The sequence below is a fragment of the Streptomyces sp. NPDC002784 genome, assembly GCF_053592135.1.
Window position 1 is genome coordinate 1 of the sequence record NZ_JBSFVD010000047.1, and the last position, 17,805, is coordinate 17,805.

13 protein-coding genes and 2 pseudogenes are annotated in these 17,805 nt (G+C 69.9%); 7 read left to right on the forward strand and 8 right to left on the reverse strand.

Annotation, left to right across the window (positions count from 1 at the left end; all coding sequences use genetic code 11):
* Window positions 1–95: pseudogene (locus ACWD1Z_RS34755) on the reverse strand (aminotransferase class I/II-fold pyridoxal phosphate-dependent enzyme); the annotation flags it as partial.
* 420 nt (window positions 96–515) lie between these two features.
* On the opposite strand from ACWD1Z_RS34755, the gene ACWD1Z_RS34760 reads away from it, so the two are divergent.
* From ACWD1Z_RS34760 to ACWD1Z_RS34770, 3 genes are all read left to right on the forward strand, one after another.
* Window positions 516–1,520: a TIGR03885 family FMN-dependent LLM class oxidoreductase gene (locus ACWD1Z_RS34760; protein ID WP_451124475.1), complete on the forward strand. Its 1,005-nt coding sequence runs from the start codon at window positions 516–518 to the stop codon at window positions 1,518–1,520.
* Complete coding sequence (locus tag ACWD1Z_RS34765) at window positions 1,511–3,211, forward strand: alpha-amylase family protein (RefSeq protein ID WP_451124477.1); 1,701 nt, start codon at window positions 1,511–1,513, stop codon at window positions 3,209–3,211. Before ACWD1Z_RS34760 ends, ACWD1Z_RS34765 begins: the two co-directional genes overlap by 10 nt.
* A 138-nt stretch (window positions 3,212–3,349) precedes the next feature.
* The gene (locus tag ACWD1Z_RS34770; protein ID WP_451124479.1) at window positions 3,350–3,895 is read left to right on the forward strand and encodes a putative immunity protein; all 546 of its coding nucleotides are present in this window, start codon (window positions 3,350–3,352) and stop codon (window positions 3,893–3,895) included.
* Between the two features lie 5 nt (window positions 3,896–3,900).
* On the opposite strand, the gene ACWD1Z_RS34775 is transcribed toward ACWD1Z_RS34770, so the two are convergent.
* The gene (locus tag ACWD1Z_RS34775; RefSeq protein WP_451124481.1) at window positions 3,901–4,749 is read right to left on the reverse strand and encodes a helix-turn-helix transcriptional regulator; all 849 of its coding nucleotides are present in this window, start codon (window positions 4,747–4,749) and stop codon (window positions 3,901–3,903) included.
* Window positions 4,750–4,888: 139 nt separating this feature from the next.
* On the opposite strand from ACWD1Z_RS34775, the gene ACWD1Z_RS34780 reads away from it, so the two are divergent.
* Both ACWD1Z_RS34780 and ACWD1Z_RS34785 read left to right on the forward strand, forming a co-directional pair.
* Complete coding sequence (locus ACWD1Z_RS34780; RefSeq protein WP_451124483.1) at window positions 4,889–5,668, forward strand: NAD(P)H-dependent oxidoreductase; 780 nt, start codon at window positions 4,889–4,891, stop codon at window positions 5,666–5,668.
* 122 nt (window positions 5,669–5,790) lie between these two features.
* Window positions 5,791–6,099 (forward strand): hypothetical protein, encoded by a 309-nt coding sequence (locus tag ACWD1Z_RS34785; RefSeq protein ID WP_451124485.1) that lies wholly within the window; start codon window positions 5,791–5,793, stop codon window positions 6,097–6,099.
* 52 nt (window positions 6,100–6,151) lie between these two features.
* Here the strand turns inward: ACWD1Z_RS34785 and ACWD1Z_RS34790 are convergent.
* Window positions 6,152–6,367 (reverse strand): annotated as a pseudogene (locus tag ACWD1Z_RS34790) (response regulator transcription factor); the annotation flags it as partial.
* A gap of 402 nt (window positions 6,368–6,769) precedes the next feature.
* Between ACWD1Z_RS34790 and ACWD1Z_RS34795 the strand changes: the two are divergent.
* The gene (locus ACWD1Z_RS34795) at window positions 6,770–7,129 is read left to right on the forward strand and encodes an STAS domain-containing protein (RefSeq protein WP_451124487.1); all 360 of its coding nucleotides are present in this window, start codon (window positions 6,770–6,772) and stop codon (window positions 7,127–7,129) included.
* Window positions 7,130–7,403: 274 nt separating this feature from the next.
* Here the strand turns inward: ACWD1Z_RS34795 and ACWD1Z_RS34800 are convergent, their stop codons facing one another.
* The 5 genes from ACWD1Z_RS34800 to ACWD1Z_RS34820 all read right to left on the reverse strand — a co-directional run bounded on the left by ACWD1Z_RS34800 (window position 7,404) and on the right by ACWD1Z_RS34820 (window position 14,883).
* Entirely contained in the window at window positions 7,404–9,029 is a 1,626-nt protein-coding gene (locus tag ACWD1Z_RS34800; protein ID WP_451124489.1) for a right-handed parallel beta-helix repeat-containing protein, read from the reverse strand.
* Between the two features lie 175 nt (window positions 9,030–9,204).
* Window positions 9,205–10,629, reverse strand: coding sequence for a UDP-glucose dehydrogenase family protein (locus ACWD1Z_RS34805; protein ID WP_451124491.1), 1,425 nt, complete (start codon window positions 10,627–10,629; stop codon window positions 9,205–9,207).
* A 43-nt stretch (window positions 10,630–10,672) separates the two neighbouring features.
* The gene (gene galE / locus ACWD1Z_RS34810; protein WP_451124493.1) at window positions 10,673–11,695 is read right to left on the reverse strand and encodes a UDP-glucose 4-epimerase GalE; all 1,023 of its coding nucleotides are present in this window, start codon (window positions 11,693–11,695) and stop codon (window positions 10,673–10,675) included.
* A gap of 35 nt (window positions 11,696–11,730) precedes the next feature.
* Complete coding sequence (locus ACWD1Z_RS34815) at window positions 11,731–13,620, reverse strand: glycosyltransferase family 2 protein (protein ID WP_451124495.1); 1,890 nt, start codon at window positions 13,618–13,620, stop codon at window positions 11,731–11,733.
* Between the two features lie 180 nt (window positions 13,621–13,800).
* Window positions 13,801–14,883: a UDP-glucuronic acid decarboxylase family protein gene (locus tag ACWD1Z_RS34820; RefSeq protein WP_451124497.1), complete on the reverse strand. Its 1,083-nt coding sequence runs from the start codon at window positions 14,881–14,883 to the stop codon at window positions 13,801–13,803.
* A gap of 1,045 nt (window positions 14,884–15,928) precedes the next feature.
* Between ACWD1Z_RS34820 and ACWD1Z_RS34825 the strand changes: the two genes are divergently transcribed.
* Complete coding sequence (locus ACWD1Z_RS34825; protein ID WP_451124499.1) at window positions 15,929–17,803, forward strand: LamG-like jellyroll fold domain-containing protein; 1,875 nt, start codon at window positions 15,929–15,931, stop codon at window positions 17,801–17,803.
* Window positions 17,804–17,805: the final 2 nt, after the last annotated feature.

A 17,805-nucleotide genomic window follows, 5' to 3' on the forward strand; every position in this document is an offset into this window, starting at 1 on the left:
TCCAGTTCCGCGATCGTCTCCGGGGCGGCGAGGACGTAGCCGATGCGCAGCCCGGCCAGGCCCCAGGTCTTGGTCAGGCTGCGCAGGACGACCAGCCGGTCTGCTGTCCGCGACGACCCTGTGGCTGCGGCAGCACCGGTCCAAGGACGCCGACCGGCCCGCCCACCATGCGGCTCCCCGCAGGGCGGCCGTCCGCCGTCACGCGAGCGCCTGACACGCGGACCTGCGAGCCGGAGGACTGCGGAGACGCGGCGGCGCTCGGCCGGACACGAAGCCGTCGGCGCCGAGGACGACGGGGTCGCCGACGCACGGCGCAGACGGCTCGTGCCGGAGCGGGCCTGTTGAGGTCGTCCGAGGTCGCTTCCCCGTGGATGTCCTGCGAGGGCACCTCTCCAGGCTCCCTCCCGCGCTCCTCAACCCCACCACGGGCATCGTGCGGCGCCGGAGTTTTGACGGCGCCGACACCCGTGGGTTCGGCGCCCGTTGAGAGGCCGTCCGGGGGGTAGTCGCTTGCCATGACTGTCTACGGATTTCACGCCTCGCACGAGCAGATTCCACCCGCGGATCTCCTCGACGCCGTGGTACGCGCGGAGCAGGCGGGCTTCACCGCCGCCATGTGCTCGGACCACTTCTCCCCGTGGAGCGTGCGTCAGGGGGAGTCCGGCTTCGCCTGGTCATGGCTCGGAGCCGCCCTCCAGGCCACCGACCAGGTGCCGTTCGGTGTGGTGAACGCCCCCGGCCAGCGCTACCATCCCGCCGTCGTCGCCCAGGCGATCGCCACCCTCGCGTCCATGAACCCGGGCCGGTTCTGGACCGCGCTCGGCACCGGAGAGGCCTCCAACGAACACATCACCGGCGCGGGTTGGCCCCGCAAGGACATCCGCTCCGCGCGCCTGCGGGAGTGCGTCGACGTCATCCGGGCGCTGCTGCGGGGCGAAGAGGTCAGCCACGACGGGCTGGTGACCGTGGACCGGGCCCGGCTGTGGACGCTGCCGCCCGAGGAACCGCCGCTGATAGGAGCCGCGTGCAGCACAGCCACCGCGGCCTGGTGCGCCGAGTGGGCGGACGGACTGATCACGGTCAACGCCCCGCGTGAACGCCTGCGCGAGATCATCGGCGCGTACCGTGACGCGGGCGGCCGTGGGCCCCTCCACCTCCAGGTGCACCTGAGCTGGGCGCCCGACGAGGCAGAGGCGCTCGCCCTCGCGCACGACCAGTGGCGGACCAACGTGCACTCTCCGCCGGTCAGTTGGGACCTCGACTCCGCCGAACTGTTCGACGTCGTCAGCGAGCACGTCACCCCCGAGCAGGTCGCGCGCACGGTCAACGTCTCCAGCGACCTCGGTTGGCACGCCGCCCGGCTCCAGGAGTACGCCGACCTCGGGTTCGAGTCGGTGATGCTGCACCACGTGGGTCGGGAACAGGCGGCGTTCATCGACGCGTTCGGCGCCGAGGTGCTGCCGCTGCTCGACGTGACCCGCCCGATCCCCGCCACGGCCAAGGAGTACCGATGCGTCTGACCCGCACGTCCGACCTGTGGTGGAAGAACGCGGTGGTGTACTGCCTGGACGTCGAGACGTACCAGGACGGCAACGGCGACGGCATCGGGGACTTCGCGGGGCTCACCCAGCGCATCGACCACCTGGTGCGCCTCGGCGTGACCTGCGTGTGGCTGATGCCCTTCTACCCCACGCGGGAGCGCGACGACGGCTACGACATCACGGACTTCTACGGCGTGGACCCGCGCCTGGGTACCCTCGGCGACTTCACCGAGTTCGTCCGCACCGCGCGCGACCGCGGCATCCGCGTGATCGCCGACCTCGTCGTCAACCACACCTCCGAGGACCACCCCTGGTTCAAGGACGCCCGCTCCGGCCGGGACTCCGTTCACCGCGACTGGTACGTCTGGAAGGACGAGCCCCCGGAGGACGGCCCCGAGGGCGTGGTCTTCCCCGACGCGGAGGACAGCCTGTGGGAGTACGACGAGGGCAGCGGCCAGTACTACCTGCACCGCTTCTACAAGCAGCAGCCCGACCTCAACGTCGCCAACCCCGCGGTCCGTGACGAGATCGCCCGCATCATGGGCTTCTGGACCCAGCTCGGCCTGTCCGGCTTCCGGGTCGACGCCGTGCCCTTCCTGCTGGAGACCGACGGACAGAGCGACGCGGGGGAACTGCCCGACCCGCACGAGTACCTCGCCGACCTGCGTGCCTTCCTCGGCCGCCGCAACGGCGAGGCGGTCCTGCTCGGCGAGGTCAACCTGCCCTACGACGACACCACCCGCTTCTTCGGCGACCCCTCCTCGGACCGCGGCGACGAACTCACCATGTGCTTCGACTTCGTCGCGATGCAGCAGATGTACCTGTCGATGGCACGCCACGACGCCAGGCCGCTGGCCGCCGCACTGCGCGAGCGCCCCGCGGCACCGCGCGACGCCCACTGGGCCACGTTCGTGCGCAACCACGACGAACTGACCCTCGACAAACTCAGCGACGACGAACGGGCCGAAGTGTTCGCGTCGTTCGGCCCGGACAAGGACATGCAGCTGTACGACCGAGGGCTGCGCCGCAGGCTCCCGCCCATGGTCGACGGCGACCGACGCCGCGTCGAACTGGCCTACAGCCTGCTGTTCACCCTGCCGGGCACCCCCGTGCTCTTCTACGGCGAGGAAATAGGCATGGGCGAGAACCTGGCCGCGGAGGGACGCCAGGCCGTACGCACCCCGATGCAGTGGACCCCGCAGAAGGCCGCCGGGTTCTCCACCGCCGAGCCGGACGCCTTCCCCAACCCGTTGGTGGACGGCGCGTTCGGTCCCCAGAAGGTCAACGTGTACGAGCAGAGCCGCGATCCTGCTTCCCTGCTGAGCCGCATGCGTCTGTTCGTCGAACGCTACCGGGAGGCCCCCGAACTGGCCTGGGGTGACTACCGGTTGCTCACGACCGGGGAGGACGCCGTGCTGGCGCACGTCTGCCGCGACGGTGACGGCACCGTGCTGGCCGTACACAACTTCGCGGACCGGCCTCACACCGTACGCCTGGAACTGGCCGAGGCCGGATCCAGTGGACGGTTGACGGACCTGCTCGACGAGCAACACACCGGTCTCAAGGCAGGCAAGGACGGCATGTTCCACGTCGACCTGCCCCCGTACGGCTACCGGTGGCTCCGCGTCGGCACCCCGGCGGACGACCCCGAAAGCATCGCCTCCGGCTGACCGGCCCATGAGCGGCGGCCCCGAGCCATCGTCGGGGCCGCCCCGGCGTGCCGCGCCCGGGGTCGGCTCTGACCAGGCCCAGCAGCCCGGAGTTCCCCTGCCACCTTGCTGTCCGGCGCGATGGTCGAGGATGGATTCATGGCAGAGGACGAGAGCGGGATTGCTCTGAGTAAGGAAGACCTGCGTGAGGTCACCGCGTTCGCTGCGGCGTGCGCGGAAGTGGTGCTCGGAATATTCGAGGCGGATCAGCCTGACGACTCGCGGCCTCGAGATGCTATCGGTACCGCGTGGGAGTTCGCCCGGGGTGGTGAGCGAGGGAAGGCTTTGCGCGACACAGCGTGGGCGGCCCTCAAGGCAGCCAAGAGCGCGGACACTGCGGCTGCGCGCGAGGCAGCGCGGGCAGCGATGTCTGCGGCCGGCGCCGCGTACTTGCATCCGCTGGCGAAGGCCACCCAGGTCAAGCACATTCTCGGAGCCGGCGCTCACGCGGCCAGAGCAGCCGAACTCGTCGCTGGCGACAATCCGGGCATTGGTGCCGAACATATTGAGCGAGCGGTGCGTCGTGCGACACCGGTCGTCGTGGAGGTGCTCAAACGCTTCCCAGCGGCACCAGGTGGCGGTGGACGGGTTGGTGAACTGATTCGCATGTTGGACGCTGAACTTCGTTCGCTCACCCTCGCATAGGCAGATTACTCGCGGATCTGGGCGTCCACTGGGGGATGGTCATTGCCGTTGTCGGCGCCCAGGCCGGCGAGCAGGCGCAGTCCGTCCTCGGCGGGGCTGCCGGGGGATGCGGACAGCACCAGTAGCTCGATGCCTGATTCGTTGGGCAGCGCGAAGTTCTCCTGGTGCAGTTCCAGCAGTCCGACCAGGGGATGCCGGTAGGCCTTGCGTCCATGTGTGCGGGCGCGTACGTCCGCGCGGGCCCAGAGGCGGCGGAAGCGTTCGCTGCCCATCGCCAGCTCGCCGATGAGTGAGGCCAGGCGGGGATCCTCGGGGTATTTTCCGGCGGCCAGGCGCAGGTGCCCGACCACGTCGAGGGTGCAGTTCTCCCAGTCCGCGTACAGTCCGCGCTCGGCTTCCTCGAGGAAGATGTGCCGTGCGGTGTTCAGGCCCGGCATCGGGCGGCCGTAGAGGAGTCTGGCGAGGCGGTTTCCGGCGAGTACGTCCGTGCGGTGGTTCATGATCAGCGCGGGTGCGTCGGATACCAGGTCCAGGACGCGCAGCAGCTCCGGGCGGACCCGCCCGCCTGGTGCTTTCGCGCGGTGGCGGCGCTGCCGGGCGAGCCGGTAGAGGTGTCCGCGTTCGGTGTCGTCGAGGCCGAGGACGCGGGCGAGGGCGTCGAGGACCTGCTCGGAGGGCTGGGTCGCGCGGCCCTGCTCCAGGCGGACGTAGTAGTCGACGCTGACTCCGGACAGGTGCGCGACCTCTTCGCGGCGCAGCCCTTCGACCCGGCGGCGGCTGTCGGTGGGGATGCCGGCAGCGGCCGGGTCGACCCTGGAACGCCGGGTCCGCAGGAAGCCCGCGAGATCGTCCATGTGCCCAGTATGGCCTCGGCGGGGGCCCGTGAAGGTGGTCCTGCCGTTACCAGGAAGTCCCGTCCGACGGAACATGGGCCCCTGAACGCCGGGCGCCGTGGCGTCCAGGATCGGAGGCATCCGATCCGAAGGAGTTCCCATGAAGACGCTGATCGTCTACGCCCACCCGGAGCCGAAGTCGCTCAACGGCTCCCTGAAGGACCTCGCGGTGTCCACGCTGCTGAACGCCGGGCACGAGGTACGGGTGAGCGATCTGTACGCGATGAACTGGAAGGCGGTCGTGGACGCCACGGACTACGGCCCCAACGCCTCGCGTCCGCTGAAGGTCGCCCTGGACTCGGGCCGGGCCTTCGACTCCGGGACACTCACCGCGGACGTCCTCGCCGAGCAGGAGAAGCTGCTGTGGGCCGACACGATCATCTTCCAGTTCCCGCTGTGGTGGTACACGATGCCCGCGATCCTCAAGGGCTGGGTGGACCGGGTCTTCACGTACCACTTCGCCTACGGCGTCGGCGAGCACAGCGACACCAAGTACGGCGAGCGCTTCGGCGAAGGCACCCTCGCGGGCAGGAGGGCTCTGCTGTCGGTGACCGCCGGCGGCCCGGAGTCGCATTACGCCGCTCGCGGGATCAACGGCCCCATCGACGATCTGCTGTTCCCGATCCAGCACGGCATCCTCTACTACCCGGGCATCGAAGTGCTGCCGCCGTTCGTGCTGTACGGCGCTGACCGGATGACCGGCGAAGACTATGCGGACGTCGCCAAGGCATGGGAACAGCGCCTGCTCACCCTGGAGTCGACCGAGCCGATCGCATTCCGGCGGCAAAACTTCGGCGACTACGAGATCCCCTCGCTGCACCTGAAGGAGGGACTGGAACCGGCGGGTCGCACGGGTTTCGGGCTGCACGTGCGCGGCTGACCGCCATTGATGGAACAGGACGAGCTGAGCACCTTCCGGCGGCCGACTTTGAAGGCGCTGGACACCGCGCGTCGCGTCATCTACCTCGGCTCCTTCGCCAGGCCGCCGTCGCCGGACTCCTGATGCGCGCCGGCGGAGGCCTGCGGGCCGCCAACGAGCCCGTCGCCCGGCACTACCAGGCCACCATGGGCGTCCTGCGCAAGACCCTCGCCCGTGAACTGCCGCCCGGCGAGCCAGAGTCGGCCGGGGTGCACTGGAACGACCCACACGGCGGCTTCTTCCTCACCCTCGACGTCCCCTTCGCCGCCGACGAGGCGGCACTGCGCCGGTCGGCGGAGACCTACGGCGTCACCGTCGATCAGGCCGCCGAGGGCGCGACCCAGCTCGCCCGCTTCGTCAAGGACCACACGCAAGGCCGCGTCCAGGGGTGAACGGCGGCCCGCCGCACCGCACTTGAGGGCGCGGCGGCCCGCCCGGACCCGGCTACCCCAGGTCGTCCTTGTTCACCAGCCCCGCCTCATAGGCGATGATCGCCGCCTGCACCCGGTTGCGGACCCCGAGCTGGTTGAGGATGGCACTGACGTACGTCTTGATCGTCCCCTCGACCAGATGCAGACGCTCGGCGATCTGTGCGTTCGACAGGCCGGCGCCGAGCATCGCCAGCACCTCCCGCTCCCGCTTGGTCAGCAGCATGGTGCGGTCCCCGGAGGCCTCCGCGCGCGGCGTGGGGGCCCGGCGCAGCTCCACCGCGTGATACGTCCCCCACATCGGCCGTGGCGACTGGCCCGCGAGTTGCGGGAGATCGCCCTCTCCGGCGACACCACCCGCCCCGAACGGCTGCGCCAAACCCTGTTGGTTCGGCGCGGCCGCCGTCACATCACCGGGCGGCCCCAGCCGCGAGGCTCGCTTTCTGTTCGCTCAGGCGCAGCGACGGCCGTGATCGAAGGGCAGAGGCGTCCGCGGCACCGCGCGCACGTGGCCAGGCCGACGGCACGGTGGGCCACCGTTTGTGGACAGACTGAGAACTAAATGTGCGGAAACTCTGTAGGCTCATCATCACAATCGGTGGCGTCTCCCGCTCGAGGCGGCTGGGAGAGCGTGATGACCGCAGAGCCTTCGGTTGACACGAGTGCGTCGGGAACGTGTCTGATCTTGCTGCTGAGCGGAGAGATGGACTGGCAGACCGCTCCGTTCTTCCGCACTCGTCTTGTGGATGAGATCGCGCGGGGGCTGCGGCGTGTGGTGGTGGACCTGTCGGGGGTGTCCTTCTGTGATTCGGCCGGGCTGAATGTGCTGCTGTGCGCCTGGCGCCAGGCCGAGGGAGCCGGGTCCGTACTGGTGCTGGCCTCTGTGCCGCCGAAGCTGCAGCGGACGCTGACCATGACTGGGGTGGACACCGTCCTTGGGGTGTATGGCTCCGTCACCGAGGCTGAAGCCGAGATGGTGGTCGGCGGGGCCTGAGCCCGGCGTGCTCAAGCGGGTTCAAGGATCTGGTCACCCCGCCGCTGGTTCAGCGACCGCACCCGCTGACGTCCCGTGATCGTATCGAGGGACGCGGGGAGCGGGCGCGCTTGCACGTACAGCGCAGAGCCGGGCCAGTGCGCGCCGGTCCCGTCGGCGGCGGCCGGCCCGGTGGCACGAGTCGAGCGTATGCGACGAGCTGCACCCGATCCTGCTGGCCGACTTGAGTACGGCTGGCCGGCGGGCCACGAAAGTCGGCTGCCTGTCCGGTCGCTCAAGGGCGCGGCTGTACGGCCCCCGCCGTAAGGATCGCTGGGAGTCGCCTGCCGAGGTAGTCGACCGGGCCCGGGTCGGTGCCCAGTGCCCGGGGGTCGAGGCCGGCGGGCGTCGCCCTTTGGCAGCGCGGTACCAGATCTTCTGCGCTGATCCGGCCTGTGCCGGGGGTGTCCAGTGCCCGCAGGCACGGGTTGTGGCTCGATCCGGTCGCAACGCCGTTCAGCCCTTCATGGCCGGAAGCGGTCCGCCACGCGTCCAGGGTCGTGAAACGCTCGGTCCCCCATGAAAGCGACCAACTGCGCGTGCTGTGGTAGTTGTTGCCCTGGAAGTTGAGGACGCTCGGATTGTAGGGCGACTGGGTGTCGACCAGAGGGCCGCTGTCGGTGGCGAAGATGTTGCTGTGGACGCGCACGCCGCGCATGCCGTCGCGCAGTCTCAGGGCCGGGGGACGTTGGCCCGTCGCAGCGGCGGAGGCAAGGCCGTCGGTCCGCATCACCACCGTGTTGTGGTGGATGGACAGGTCCTTCAAACGGGTGCCGTAGGCGACAATGCCCCCGTACTCCGGCAGCCTTCGTGCGTCGTCCCAGCTGATGTTGAAGCGGACCACATTGTCCTTGTGGGCGCCGGTCGGCTTGCCGGAGTAGACGAGGAATCCCGGTCCGTCGTTGTGGTAAGCGAGGTTGTACTGCACGACGGAGGAGGACACGTTGTTGTCGAGGCCGAACCCGCCGCCGTCGACCCGTGAGCCGGTTCGGTTGCGGTAGGACTTGTTGTGCTCCAGCACGACACGGGTGGAGTCGTACGTCCAGATGCCTTCGGGGCCCTCGTCGGCGTCGGTGGCGGACTGCGTGCCGTTGTCGTGGGCCACCGACCGCGTCACTTTCGCGTCCTTGACGCTGCCCAGTGCGATACCGCTGCCGGTGTTGCGCCGGTCGTTTCGGGGGTCACCGGTGTTGGAGTACGCGTTGACCCGCTCGATCCGCAGCCCTGTGTTGGCGTAGGCGGGGCGGGCGGCGTCGAACTCGGGGCCGTAGAAGACGAGTCCCGCCTCGAGGTTGTGGTGCACGGAGGTGTCCGCGATCCGCACGTTGCTGAAGCCGGTGACGGAGTCCTTGTCCGCGCCGACGCTGATCCCGTTCTGGAATCCCCTTGCGTCCACCTTGGTGATGGAGACGTGCTCGAGGCGTCGGGTGCCGGGAAGGCTGTTGCGCAGGGCGATCCCTGCCCCTTCGCGAAGCGCCTTGCGGTCACCGACGAGTGCGATGTTCCTGATCTCCACGCCGGCGGTGTTGTGGACCGTGATGCCGGACGTGCCGCGCGGGGCGATCGTGGCCCGGCCCTCGCCGTAGGAGTCGATCACGACGGGCCGGGTCGGGCTGCCTGCTTCCCCCTTCTCCAGGGTGAGGCGGCCGCGGAACCGTTCGCCGCCACGCAGTCTGAGGCGGTCGCCGGGGTGGAGGCGCGCGCTGTCGGCGTGGTCCAGGGTTCGCCAGGGCTTCTGCGGCGACATGCCGTCGTTCTTGTCGTCGCCGTCCGGGCTCACGTAGAAGGTGAAGGGGCCGCCGCTGGCCGGGCGCGCCGGCCGGTAGACCGCCGGTGCCCCCGGTACCTCGCACCCTGTCACCAGCAGAAGCACTGTGGCCGAGATTCCGATGACGGTCCGATCGGTCCGGCTCCGCTTCACCGCGTTCACGCGCACCCCTTCGGGACGTCTGTGTGCCCAATACGGACACAACACAACACAACAGAATCAAAGAAAAGTGGTGCCGAAACGCCGAAGTGGGCGCCCGGCGCGACGGTTACGCCATGAGGGGCGACGGCGGCGCGGTGCTCTTGCTCTGCGCACCGGGCGGCGGGACGAGCTGGGACGGTGTCGGCTCAGCGGCCTTGACCATCCGTCGCGGGCTGGGGGCCGACCTCCCCAGCGCCTTCACGGTCCAGCCGGCGGACCGCCAGTCGTCATGCGCAAGTGCGTTGCGCCCGTCGATGAGGACGGGGATACGGACCACCCGGGACAGCTTGACCGGATCCAGCTCACGGTACTGGGCCCACTCGGTGAGGTGCAGCACGAGCTCCGCGTCCTTGCAGGCTGTCAGCAGGTCGGTGTCGCAGTACAACTCCGGGTGGGCCAGAGCCGCGTTCGCAGTGCCCTCGGGGTCGTGGACCCGGACGTCGGCGCCCTCCTTGCGCAGCGCGACCGCGATGGCCAGCGCGGGCGAGTCGCGTACGTCATCGCTGTCCGGCTTGAAGGTTGCGCCCAGGACGGCGACGCGGCGGCCGGTGAGGTCGCCGCCGGCCATCCGGCGGGCGAGGGCGACGGTCCGGGTCCGTTGGCGTCCGTTGATCTCGTCCACCTGGTCGAGGAACGCCACCGCAGGGCCGGCCCCCAGTTCCTGGGCACGGGCGGAAAACGCCCGGATGTCCTTGGGGAGGCATCCGCCGCCGAAGCCCACGCCGGCGTTGAGGAACCGGCGTCCGATCCGGGTGTCGTGGCCGATGGCGTCGGCGAGGGTGACCACGTCCGCGCCCGCGGCGTCGCAGACCTCCGCCATGGCGTTGATGAAGGAGATCTTCGTGGCGAGGAAGGAGTTGGCCGCCACCTTGACCAGCTCGGCGGTGTTCGGGTCGGTGCAGATGTAGGGGACGCCCGCCTCCAGCATCGGCGCGTACACGCGGCGGAGGGTCTCATCCGCCTGCGGGCTGTTCACGCCGGTGACGATCCGGTCCGGCCGCAGGGTGTCGTCGACGGCGTATCCCTCGCGCAGGAACTCGGGGTTCCATGCGATCTCGACCCGCACCCCTGCGGGTGCCAGGCCCGCGACGCGGTCGGTCAGGCGCTCCGTCGTGCCCACCGGGACCGTGGATTTGCCGACGATCAGGCAGGAGGAACGCAGGTGCGGCACGAGGCCGTCGATGACGCTGTCGACGTAGTGCAGGTCGGCCGCTCGGGAACCGGCTTGTTGCGGGGTGCCCACGCAGATGAAGTGGACCTCGCCGTGCGCGGCCGCTTCGCTGAGACGGGTGTTGAAGCGCAGGTTCCCGCAGGCGAGTCCTTGGGTCAGGACTTCGTCCAGGCCTGGCTCGTAGAAGGGAGGTCTGCCCTCGGAGAGGGCGGTGATCTTCTCGGTGTCGACGTCGACACCGAGGACGTCGTGTCCGATGGCGGCCATGCACGCGGCGTGCACAGCTCCGAGGTAGCCCGTGCCGATGACGGTCAACCGCATGCGGGGCAACTCCTTTCGAACAAAGGTGGGTCGGGTGCCGTGGTCAGGGGGCGTAGCCGTAGGGGTTGTGCTGCTGGAAGTTCCAGGCGTCGCGGCAGATCGCGGCCAGGTCCCGCCGTGCGGTCCAGCCCCAGGCCGCCGTGACCTTCGCCGGGTCGGCGACGAGTTCGGCGACATCGCCGGCCCGGCGGGCGGCGACGCGGTAGGGGATCGGGCGGCCGGAGGCCTCCTCGAAGGCGCGCACGAGCTCCAGGACGGAGGCGCCGCGGCCGGTGCCGAGGTTGAAGACCCGCATGCCGGGTTCGTCGTCGATGTGGTCGAGGGCCGTGCGGTGCCCCTCTGCGACGTCGACGACGTGGATGTAGTCGCGAATGCCCGTGCCGTCGGGCGTCGGGTAGTCGTCTCCGAAGACACTGAGAGCGTCGCGGCGGCCCACGGCGATCTGAGTGAGAAACGGCACGATGTTGTTCGGCACCCCGCGCGGGTCCTCGCCGAGCAGTCCCGTGGGGTGGGCACCGGCGGGGTTGAAGTACCGCAGGGCCAGCACCCGCAGCTCCGGCAGGTGCCGGCACAGGTCCGAGAGGATCTGCTCGCAGGTCCATTTGGTGGTCGCGTACGGGTTCGTCGGTGCGGCCGGGGACGCCTCGGTCAGCGGGACGCTCGTGGCGTCACCGTAGATGGAGCAGGACGAGGAGAACACGAGCCGGTGCACCCCGTGCGCGTGCATGGCGGAGACCAGGGCCGTGGTGCCGCCGACATTGATGTCGTAGTAGGCCAGGGGAATGCGCACCGACTCGCCCACGGCCTTCTTCGCGGCGAAGTGGATCACTGCGTCGATCGGGTGGCTCGCGAAGACGGTGTCCAGGGCCTTTCTGTCGCGTACGTCGGCCACGTGGGCCGCGGCGATCGGGCGGCCCGCGATCTTCGAGACCCGTTCGAGGGCCTCGGGGGAACTGTTGGAGTGGTCGTCGAGCACGACGACCTCGTCGCCGGCGCGGAGGAGTTCCACGCAGGTGTGGCTGCCGATGAAGCCGGCGCCGCCGGTCACCAGGACGGTCCGGGCCATGGAGGACCTCGTTTCTTCTTCTGCCGAGAAGGCGGTCACCAGGCGTAGAAGCCGGTGAGGTAGGTGGGGAAGACGCCGGCGGCGAGGGTCAGGGGGAGCAGACACAGCAGGCCGGCGGAGATCGGGAGCGCGGCGGTGTGCAGGGCTCGCGAGGCGGGGACGCCGGCGGCGCGTGCGGTCTCCTTGATGTGGAGCACACTGATCGCGAGGGTCACTACGGCGTACGAGATCGAGCCGAGGATGCACAGGAACACATAGCCGACGGCAGGGCCGGTGAACTCACCGACGATGGCTGCCCCGGACAGGAACAAGGTGATCAGCAGATAAGGGACGACGGTCCGCAGCGGAAGGTACTCCAGGCCGATGCGCTTCTTCGGCGTGACCTTGAACGTGATCTGGCGGGGCCGGATCCTCTGCGCCACAGCGGCCAGTACGCCCCTGGCCACGAACGGCCAGCGGGAGAGAGCGAAGAGCCAGATCTCCCAGCCGAAGACAGGGGCGTTCTTGGGGCGCATCAGGCCGCGGCGGCGGCACAGGAGCGTCAGCAGGATCAGCCACACGGACATGCTCCAGAAGTGCGCAAGGAACTCCGCGTAGTTGACGTTGATCCACGGTGTTCCGGTGATGGCGGCGACCGGTGGCAGCAGGATGCCCACGACGGTGGCCGTGGCGAGGAGGGGGTAGTACATCAGTGCCGCGGCGAAGCGGATGCGCAGTTTCAGGGGCATCCGGCCCAGATGACGCGGCACCATGCCCAGGAGCATCACCGTCAGGCTGCGTGACCACTGGAACTCCTGGGTGATCATGGCGTTGAAGGTGAGGGGTCCTTCGCCGTGGGCTTCCGCGTCGATCGCGAACACGCCCTGCCAGCCGGCCGAGGTGAGCAGGAAAGTGGTCGAGAAGTCCTCGGCGAGCTCAGGGCCGAGACCGCCGATGTCGCGCAGCGCCGTCGTACGCACCGCGTAGTGCGAGCCGATGCACACCGGAGCGAGGCCGGCGGAGTGGCCGAGCTGCACGGGGCCGTGGAACATGGCCTCGCGATGCAGCCGTCCCCGGGCCGCCCAGGAACCGTCGGCGTTGGAGTCGCAGACACTCGGTGCCGCGACGTACCCGACGGCCGGGTCGGCGAAGGGCCGGACCACTTCGGCGAGGTACCGGGGCCCGGGGACGTGGTCGCAGTCGAGCTGGGCGACCACGTCGTAGTGCGCGTATCCCCAGTGGTCGTAGAAGTAGGCGAGGTTGCCCTCCTTGCACCGGGTGCGTCGCGGCCAGTCGGCGCGGTGGTAGTCCGCGTGGCCGCGCCGGCAGGAGACGCCGACACCGCGAGCCCGGCACCAGTCGAGGATCTCCGCGGTGGGGTCCTCGTCGCAGAGCCAGACGTGGTAACCGTGCGGGAAGTCCTGATCGAGCATTGCCTCCAGGGTGGTGCGGGCGATGTCCCAGCCCTCGGAGGGGGCGCGCGTGACGACGAAGGCGGTGCGCAGCGCGGGGACGGGGACCCGCGGATTGAAGCGCCGCATCCGGATCAGTGCGACGAGGAAGTGCACTGGCAGATAGGTCAGATAGAGCATCAGCGCGCTGTTGACGACCATGCCCGGCCAGCCGAGGCGGTGGGTCGGCTGGAGCCACCACACCCAGAACCAGACCAGGCAGGCCGCCCAGCCGACGGAGAGCAGCAGGACCAGGAGACGGTCGGAGCGTGAGAACGCCCGTACGAAACAGGAGGGGCGGTAGGTCAGTCCACGGGAGAGGCGTGCGAGGACGGGGCCGTCGGGGCCGATGGTGGCCACCGAACCCTGCGACAGGGCGCGGATCTCGTGGCCGAGGGCCGCCCATTCCTCCGGTGCGCCGGGGGCCGGGCGGGAGAGCGGGGAGTCCTTCTTGAGGCCGGCCCCCAGGACGGGCCCTTGCTCCAACGACGTCATGGCAGACAGATCTCCAGGCGGTGCGACACGGGTCCGTGGCGTGAGGGGTCTGTGGCGTGAGGGGTGGGACGGGCGCCGGGGCCGCGAACGGGGATCGGGGCCGCGACCGCGGACCGGTCCGGCCACGGCGGCCTGCTCGGCCACTAGCGGTCCGAGGGCCCGTCGTGCAGGCGGGCCCGGTCAGCCGTTCGCGGCGGCCGGTTCGGACGCTGCCCCGGAATGCATGCCAACGGCGGACGGGGCGGGGATGGCCTGGGCAGCGACCGACACCGAGGACGGTGGGACCGTCTCGGCCTGGCCGCCCCGGATCGCCGCGGCCGAGACGCCGAGCCGGTCGGGGCGGGCGCTGAAGTAGGCGATGGTGCGACGCAAACCCTCAGTGAGGTCGATCTCGGGCGCCCAGCCCAACACCTCGCGTGCCCGGGTGATGACCGGGCGCCGACGGACCGGGTCGTCGACCGGCAGCGGGTGATGGTTCATCTCGGATGCCGAACCGGTCAGGGTGAGCACCGTTTCGGCGAGTTCGCAGACGGTGCGCTCGATGGGGTTGCCGAGGTTGAACGGGCCCATCTCGCAGGAGTCGAGGAGCGCGAGGAGGCCGCGCGTCAGGTCGTCGACGTAGCAGAAGCTGCGCGTCTGGCCACCGTCGCCGTAGATGGTGATCGGTTCGCCGGTCAGGGCCTGGGTGATGAAGCTGGACACCACACGCCCGTCGTGCGGCCTCATCCGCGGCCCGTAGGTGTTGAAGATCCGCGCGATTCCCACGTCGAGACCGTGGGCTCGGCGGTACGCGGCCGACACCGCCTCCGCGTAGCGCTTCGCTTCGTCGTAGACGCTGCGTGGGCCGATGGAGTTGACGTTGCCCCAGTACGTCTCCTCCTGCGGGTGGACCAGCGGGTCGCCGTAGATCTCGCTGGTCGACGCGAGGATGAACCGGGCGCCATGACGGAGGGCCAGACGCAGGGCGTTCTCCGTTCCGCGGCTGCCCACCGCGAGCGTCTCCAGCGGGCGGCGCAGATAGTCCGGCGGGGAGGCCGCGGAGGCCAGATGGGCGACGGCGTCGACCTGGCCGGCCACGTCCACGCCCTCGCTCACGTCCACGCGTCGCAGCTCGAAGGCCGGGTCGGACTGCAGGTGGGCGACGTTCTCCAGAACGCCGGTGGAGAAATCGTCCAGGCACACCACCGCATCGCCGCGTCGCAGCAATGCCTCGCACAGATGAGACCCCAGGAAACCGCCGCCACCGGTGACGACAACGCGCATGTCACTCTCCAGAAAGGGGGAAGGGGACGGAATCGCACCTCACGCGCAGGTGTTCGTATCGCTGCTCGCCGACGCCGAGCAATTCCGTGCACATAGGAGGAGAGTATGGGCATATATAAGCTTTTTTATGGAGGACCGTGCGGCTTAGGTCTATTCGGTGGGGGTAGCGATAAATCAAACACGTGGAAAATCCCCGCTGGGGGCGTTCCGCGTTCGAACGGCGTGTTCCTTCGCTTCACGCGCGTGGGTGATGCCTGACGGGCAGGGTCTGGGGACTCCCGTTCACCAAGCTGAGCTGCTGGAGGCCCGCGTGCTGCTGGTCGCCGCCGGCTGACGAACAAAGTTGCCTGCTCTCGGCCCGGGGCCAACCCCGCTGTGCAGCTGAATCGGAGCCAGCCTTGAGCCACGCCTGACAGGCAGTCACGTCCGGCTGCGCCGCCCTCCTTCGGGGTGGTGCACCCCTGCGCCATGTCCCGCACCGGCCGGCCGTCGGCGATCTTGCCCGCCGACTGCACATCGGTGTCAGCACCTCGACATACCAATGCCGGCAGTTTGAGGCCGCCGGGTTCCTCCAGCGCGTACGCCACGGCCGCGAGGTACGGCTCCACCCGACTGAGCGGGGCACCGCCCTGATTCACCTGCCGGCCGCAGCACCCGCCGTGCTGGGACGCGTCCCAGCCTTCCACGGGCGCGAGGACACGGGCCATCGTGCCGTCCGACGGCACCGACTCAGCCGCTGTGTGCCACTGGCGGCACACGGCGTGATGTCGAAGCCCCGACCTCGCCCGGCCGAACGGGCAACAGGAACCCTCGGGCAACCCCGGTGGCAGGCGGCGTCTGTGAAGCTCCTGGCGCCGGACGGAGCGACCCGCGTCGCCGCATCGCGAGGCCTTCGGCCGGCTGGCCTCCGCCTGAGGTCCGGATCCCCGCCCTGCCCGCCCGTTGCCCGTCGCGCGCCGTTCAGCTCGGTGACCCGGCGCGGTCACGGCCTCCCAGAACAGTGCGGTCCAGCCCCCCCTCACGCACGCCAGTCCCAGGAGCAGCCGTGAACGCACGTCCCCCTCAGAACCCCGACAGACGCGCCCTGTTGAAGACGGCCGTGGCCGTCCCCGCGGCCGGAGCCCTCGCAGGCTCCGCGTTCGTGGCCGGCGCCGCGCCCGCCCACGCGGCCGGCGCGAGCGGCCAGCACCGCTTCGACAGCGAGGCCCCCCGGTTCGCGCTCGCGGTGCTGCCGGACACCCAGTACCTGTTCGACGCGGACAGCGCCGACCCCGAGCCGCTGCGGGCGACGTTCCGCTATCTGCTCTCCCAGCGCAAAGAGACGAACGTCGCCTTCATGACCCACCTCGGCGACATCACCGAACACGGCACCCGCGACGAGATCGACCTGGCCTCCAGCACCTTCGGTCTGATCGACCGCCGCATCCCCTACAGCGTCCTGGCCGGCAACCACGACATCGCCTCCGGTGACGACCAGCGCGGCGACACGCCCTACCTCGACGCCTTCGGACCGCACCGCTTCTCCTCCGCCCCCACCTTCGGCGGCGCTTCCCCGGACGGCTACAACAGCTACCACCTGCTGCGCGCCGGCGGCCGCTCCTGGCTCGTCCTCGCACTGGACTGGCGGGTGTCCGCCGCGGGCCTCAGCTGGGCGCAGGATGTCCTGGACGCCCACCCCGAGGTGCCGGCCATCCTGACCACCCACGACCTGGTATGGGCGCAGGACGACGGCACCGCCCACCTGTCGGACAACGGCACCCGCATGTGGGATGCCCTGGTCAAGGACAACGACCAGATCTTCCTGGCGCTCGGCGGACACTACTGGCCGCCCGGCCGCACGGTTTTGAAGAACAACGCCGACAACGATGTCCACCTGCACATCACCAACTACCAGGACCGCTACTACGGCGGCGCGGCCATGATCCGCCTCTACCACTTCGACCTGGTGCGCAACGTCATCGACATCGAGACCTTCTCCCCGTGGTTCCTCGCCCGCGACCCAGAGGCCCGCACGCCCCTGGAGGCGGAGACGCTCGAACTGAGCGGCCCCGTCGACCGGTTCAGCCTCGCGATCGACTTCGACGAGCGCTTCGCGGGCTTCGCCCCGGTCGTCCCGCCGAAGCCGCGTCCGGCCGCCGACGTCCTCGTGCGCGGCACCCTCGCCTACTGGCGGTTTGACACCGCTGGCGCGTCCCTGCCGGCGGCGGGAGCCCCGGTGCCGGACGGGACGGTCGTACGGGACCTGTCCGGCCACGGCAACGACCTGACCGTCAGCCGCCTTAACGACAGCGCCGCCCAGGCCCTCACCGTCTCGGCCGACCACCACCCGGGCCAGCCCGCGCACGCCAGCCTGCGCTTCGACGGCGGCAAGAGCCCCAATCGCGGCGCCATCCTGACCACCGGCCCCCGCGCGCCGCTCAACAGCGAGAAGTTCCTGCGCGGCTACACCATCGAGACGTTCGTGCGGCTGCCGGAGCCCTTCGAGGGCGACCATTCCTGGATGGGCATCCTGAGCTGGCAGGGCCGCAACGGCGACGCGGGCAAGACCACCGGCTGGTCGCCGCTGGAGCCCACGTGCAGCCTCAACCTCTCGCCGGAGCGCTTCTTGCAGTTCGTCGTCTATCCCGAGCGGCAGGACGCCGATCCCACCTCGTGGAGCCACGCGCTGCCGGTGGGACGGTGGACGCACATCGCCGTCGTCAACGACGGCCGCCGCACGGTCGTCTACGTGGACGGCTCGAAGATCGCCCGCAATCCCACCCAGCCCTCCACCGGCATCGCCACCCTGGGCAAGCCCTTCACCCTGGGCGCCACCCAGTTCGACGAGACGTTCGGGCAGGGCTTCTACGGGTGGATGGGCGACACCCGCATCGTCAACCGCGCACTGACGCCTGAGCAGTTCCTGACGCCGCTCGATTGACG

Excerpts from the sequence above, each read along its gene's own strand:
- ACWD1Z_RS34760 (WP_451124475.1), top strand. The coding sequence starts at position 516 with ATGACTGTCTACGGATTTCACGCCTCGCACGAGCAGATTCCACCCGCG.
- ACWD1Z_RS34765 (WP_451124477.1), top strand. The coding sequence starts at position 1,511 with ATGCGTCTGACCCGCACGTCCGACCTGTGGTGGAAGAACGCGGTGGTG.
- ACWD1Z_RS34770 (WP_451124479.1), top strand. The coding sequence starts at position 3,350 with ATGGCAGAGGACGAGAGCGGGATTGCTCTGAGTAAGGAAGACCTGCGT.
- ACWD1Z_RS34775 (WP_451124481.1), bottom strand. The coding sequence starts at position 4,749 with ATGGACGATCTCGCGGGCTTCCTGCGGACCCGGCGTTCCAGGGTCGAC.
- ACWD1Z_RS34780 (WP_451124483.1), top strand. The coding sequence starts at position 4,889 with ATGAAGACGCTGATCGTCTACGCCCACCCGGAGCCGAAGTCGCTCAAC.
- ACWD1Z_RS34785 (WP_451124485.1), top strand. The coding sequence starts at position 5,791 with ATGCGCGCCGGCGGAGGCCTGCGGGCCGCCAACGAGCCCGTCGCCCGG.
- ACWD1Z_RS34795 (WP_451124487.1), top strand. The coding sequence starts at position 6,770 with ATGACCGCAGAGCCTTCGGTTGACACGAGTGCGTCGGGAACGTGTCTG.
- ACWD1Z_RS34805 (WP_451124491.1), bottom strand. The coding sequence starts at position 10,629 with ATGCGGTTGACCGTCATCGGCACGGGCTACCTCGGAGCTGTGCACGCC.
- galE (WP_451124493.1), bottom strand. The coding sequence starts at position 11,695 with ATGGCCCGGACCGTCCTGGTGACCGGCGGCGCCGGCTTCATCGGCAGC.
- ACWD1Z_RS34815 (WP_451124495.1), bottom strand. The coding sequence starts at position 13,620 with ATGACGTCGTTGGAGCAAGGGCCCGTCCTGGGGGCCGGCCTCAAGAAG.
- ACWD1Z_RS34820 (WP_451124497.1), bottom strand. The coding sequence starts at position 14,883 with ATGCGCGTTGTCGTCACCGGTGGCGGCGGTTTCCTGGGGTCTCATCTG.